This window comes from uncultured Nevskia sp. (assembly GCF_903885465.1).
Lineage (GTDB): Bacteria > Pseudomonadota > Gammaproteobacteria > Nevskiales > Nevskiaceae > Nevskia.
On record NZ_CAISIQ010000138.1, the window covers coordinates 1 to 4,312 of the forward strand.

The window sequence follows — 4,312 nt, forward strand, 5'->3', positions numbered from 1 at the left end:
CACCAGAAGACTGCTCGTGCCTGCCAGGCTTTGAAGAACGCCGTTCGGCTCGCGTGCGCGTCTTCCAGAGGGTTCATAGCGGCATTCTATCGGTGGTGCGAAGCCGGCGACGAACCTTTGCCTCTGTGCCTGCTGCCACTGGTCCGTCGCGGTTCGAGCTGAGCAGCGGCCTTGCGCACGCCATGGCTCGGCGAAACGATTTCGATCGCGGCGAAGGAGTTGGCGATGAATTTCACCGATTACCACTGAAGCGATTGCCGCCCTGAAAAGCGCCATGGGTTTCGCCGTTCGAACCCATGGCGACATACTCGGTCCAAAGCCGCACTGCGACTCCGCGCAGGCAGCGGGAAGAGATCCCCAGAATGACCGCCCACATGACGGCCCCACAAGAAGCGGGCCTCGATCGCGCGCAGGAAGACCTGCTGGCGCGGCTCGATGCCATTTCCGTTGCCAACCCCGATGCCGTTGCTGCTGGCGATAGCGAAATCTTTCGCCGTTTCCTGCGCAGCTACTACGAGACTTCGACCCCTGAGCTGCTGAGCCAGCGCAGCCCGGAAGCGTTGCTCGCGATCGCCCGCCAGCATTGGCTGCTGGTGCAGCAGCGTCCGGCCGAAGGCTATCGGCTGCAGTTGCTGCCGCCGGCCGCCGGGCAGACCCTGGCGACGCTCGACACCGTGGTTGCCGATCAGCCTTTCCTGGTCGATACGCTAAGCCTGGCCGTGCGTAGTCTGGGCAGCCCGATCGACTGGAGCGTGCACCCGGTGATGCGTCTCCAGCGCGATGCCGATGGCCAGCTGACCGGAGTCGGCGAGGGCACGGCCGAATCGCTGATCCATCTCGAATTCGAAACCCTGCCGAGCGCCGAAGCGCTGGCCGGACTGGAAGCGGAATGCCGCGCGGTGCTCGATGATTTGAAGCAGGTCGTCGACGATTACCCGCTGGCGCTGGCCCGCGTGCGGCGCCTGATCGATGAACTGGGCAGCCTGCCGTCGGGCGCCGATGCCGAAGAGTTCGCTGAAGCGCGTGCTCTGCTCGACTACCTGCACAACCATCACTTCACCTTCCTCGGCGTCATTGAAAGCGTCGCCGAGAAGACCGCCGACGGCCGTGGCCGCTTCCGCATCGATGCCGCTTCCGGCCTCGGCCTGCTGCGCGCCGGCAGCCGCTGGGCCGCACAGGATCTGATCGCGCCGCCGGCGGAGCTGGACAAGTACGCCGATTCACCCAGAGTGGTCGTGGTCACCAAGGCCAACCTGCACGCGACCATCCACCGCGCCGGCTTGATGGACGTGGTGTCGGTCAAGCACTACGACAGCGGCGGCACGCTGGCCGGCACCGTGCGCCTGCTCGGCCTGTTCTCGTCCGAGGTCTACATCGACCGGCCGCGGCAGATTCCGCTGATCCGCCGCAAGGCCGATACCGTGCTGGCGCGCTCGCGGCTAGCCGAGCAGTCGCACTCCGGCAAGAACCTGCGCGACATCCTGCATACCTTGCCGCGCGACGAGCTGTTCCAGTCCAGCGAAGACGAACTGTTCCGGCTGTGCATGGGCATCCGCAGCTTGCGCGAGCGTCACGGCCTGCGCCTGTTCATGCGCCGCGATCGCTACGGCCGCTTCTTCTCGTTCCTGATCTATCTGCCGCGCGAACGTTATTCGCGCGAGCTGCGCGACAAGGTCGGCAGCACCTTGATGACCCTGTGTGGTGGCCTGTCGCTGGAGCGCACGGTCGAATTCCTGCGTGGCGATATTGCCCGCCTGCAATTGATCGTGCGGACGCCGCCGGGCACTCAGCTGTCGCTGACCGCTACCGACATCGAGAAAATCCTCAGCATCGCCACCCGCACCTGGCGTGATCAGCTAAGAGATCTGCTGCGTGATGACGTCAGCCGCGCAGCCCGCTATGCCGATGCCTTTCCGGCTTCGTACGCCGAGTTGGCCCAGCCTGCCGAAGCGGCCGACGATGTTCAGGTGCTGGCAGCGCTGAGCGAAGCCCAGCCCTTGGCCGCGCGGCTGACGGTGCTGAGCCCGGAAGACGGCAGCCTGCCGCGCGCCGTCGGTCTGAAGCTGTACACGCTCGGCGATCCGCTGGCCTTGTCCGATGTCTTGCCGACCTTGGAAAACTTCGGCCTGCGCGTCGTTCGTCAGGACCCGACCGAAATCCTCCCCCGCGATGGCGGCAGCCAGTGGCTGCAGGCCTTCGAGGTCAGCCATCCCGGTTGCAGCCTGCCGGCAGAAACCCAGCGTGCCTATTTCGAAGCGGCGTTTCTGGCCTCGTGGAACGGCCTGCTCGAGAACGATGGCCTGAACCGCCTGGTGCTCGGTGCCGGGCTCGATGCGCGGCAAGTCACCATCGTTCGCGCGCTGACCCGCTACCTGCTGCAGACCGGCCTGCCGTTCAGCCAGAACTACATCGAAACCATTCTTGACGAGCACGCGGCGATTGCCCGGCTGTTGGTCTCGGCCTTCGAGGTGCGCTTCGATCCGGCGCTTGACGACGAGGCGCGCACGACCAATGCACTGACCTTGGCGCAAGCGCTCGATAACGCGCTAGATCAGGTTGCCAGCCTCGATGCCGATCGCGTGCTGCGCGCCTTCGTCGCGGTGATTCGTGCCGCCTGGAGAACCAACGCCTATCAGCGCGATGGCGAAGGCCAGAACAAGCGCTGGCTCAGCATCAAGCTCGATCCTTCGAAGATTCCCGAGCTGCCGCTGCCCAGGCCGATGTTCGAGATCTGGGTCTATGCGCCGGAAGTCGAAGGCGTGCATCTGCGCGGCGGCAAGGTCGCGCGAGGTGGCTTGCGCTGGTCTGATCGGCGCCAGGATTTCCGCACTGAAGTGCTCGGCCTGATGAAGGCGCAGCAGGTCAAGAACACGGTGATCGTGCCGGTCGGTGCCAAGGGTGGCTTCGTGGTCAAGCAGCCGGTGGACTCATCCAATCGTGAAGCCTGGATGGCGCAGGGCGTGGCTTGCTACAAGACCTTCTTGCGTGGCTTGCTCGATCTGACCGATAACCGCGTCGGCACCGTCGTCGTGCCACCGGCGGACACCGTGCGCCACGATCCGGACGACGCTTATCTGGTCGTTGCCGCCGACAAGGGCACGGCGACGTTTTCCGATTACGCCAACGGCGTGGCCGCCGAATACGGCTTCTGGCTTGGCGATGCTTTCGCCAGTGGCGGCAGCGCCGGCTACGACCACAAGCGCATGGGCATCACCGCGCGCGGCGCCTGGGAATCGGTGAAGCGCCACTTCCGGGAGATGCCCAGAGGTGTCGACATCCAGACCCAGCCATTCACCGTGGTCGGCGTCGGCGACATGAGTGGCGACGTGTTCGGCAACGGCATGTTGCTGTCGCCAACCCTGCAGCTGATCGCGGCCTTCGATCATCGCCACATCTTTCTTGATCCGAATCCGGACGCGGTGACCAGCATGGCCGAGCGCCAGCGGCTGTTCGCGCTGCCGCGTTCGTCTTGGGCCGATTACGACGCGAGCTTGATCTCGGCCGGCGGCGGTGTATACCCGCGTTCGCTCAAGGTGATTCCGATCGGCGCGCAGGTGCGCGCAGCGCTGTCGATCACTGCCGAAGCGATGGCGCCAGCCGAGCTGATGCGGGCGATCCTGACCGCGCCGGTCGATCTGCTGTGGAACGGCGGCATCGGCACTTACGTGAAAGCGGCGACGCAGAACAACGCCGAGGTCGGTGATCGTGCCAACGATGCGATCCGGGTCAACGGCCGCGATCTGCGCTGCAAGGTGGTCGGCGAGGGCGGCAATCTTGGTTGCACGCAGGCTGGCCGCATCGAGTTCGCGCAAGCTGGTGGAAGAATCAACACCGATGCGATCGACAACGCTGCCGGCGTTCATACCTCCGATCGCGAGGTCAACATCAAGATCGCGCTGAGCGAACTGACCACCACCGGCCAGCTGCCGCGCGAGAAGCGCGACCCGCTGCTGGCGAGCATGACCGATGACATCGCCCGCTTCGTGCTGCGCGACAACTACGTGCAGTCGCAGGCGATCAGCCTGCTGCAACTGACTGCCTCGGCCCGGCTCGACGATCACGCTGAGCTGATGCGGATGCTGGAGCGCGAAGGCCTGCTCAATCGTGCGATCGAAGGCCTGCCGGACGAGGATCAGATCAAGGAACGGCGCACGCGCGGCGTCGGCCTGACCCGGCCGGAACTCGCGGTGCTCATCGCCTATTCGAAGATTTCGCTGTACGACGCGATCCTCGCGTCGACAGTGCCGGACGATCCTTTCTACGTCCGCGATCTGCTCGGCAACTTCCCGCCGCTGCTCGTCGAGCAGTATCG

The 4,312-nt window shown here is 65.1% G+C and carries 2 protein-coding genes; both read left to right on the top strand.

The window, feature by feature from the left end:
• Window positions 1-266, top strand: a 266-nt coding sequence (locus QZY06_RS05070) for a hypothetical protein (protein WP_295681048.1), incomplete at its 5' end; no start/stop codon positions are given.
• A 108-nt stretch (window positions 267-374) separates the two neighbouring features.
• On the top strand, window positions 375-4,312 hold a 3,938-nt coding region (locus QZY06_RS05075; protein WP_295681050.1), incomplete at its 3' end, for an NAD-glutamate dehydrogenase.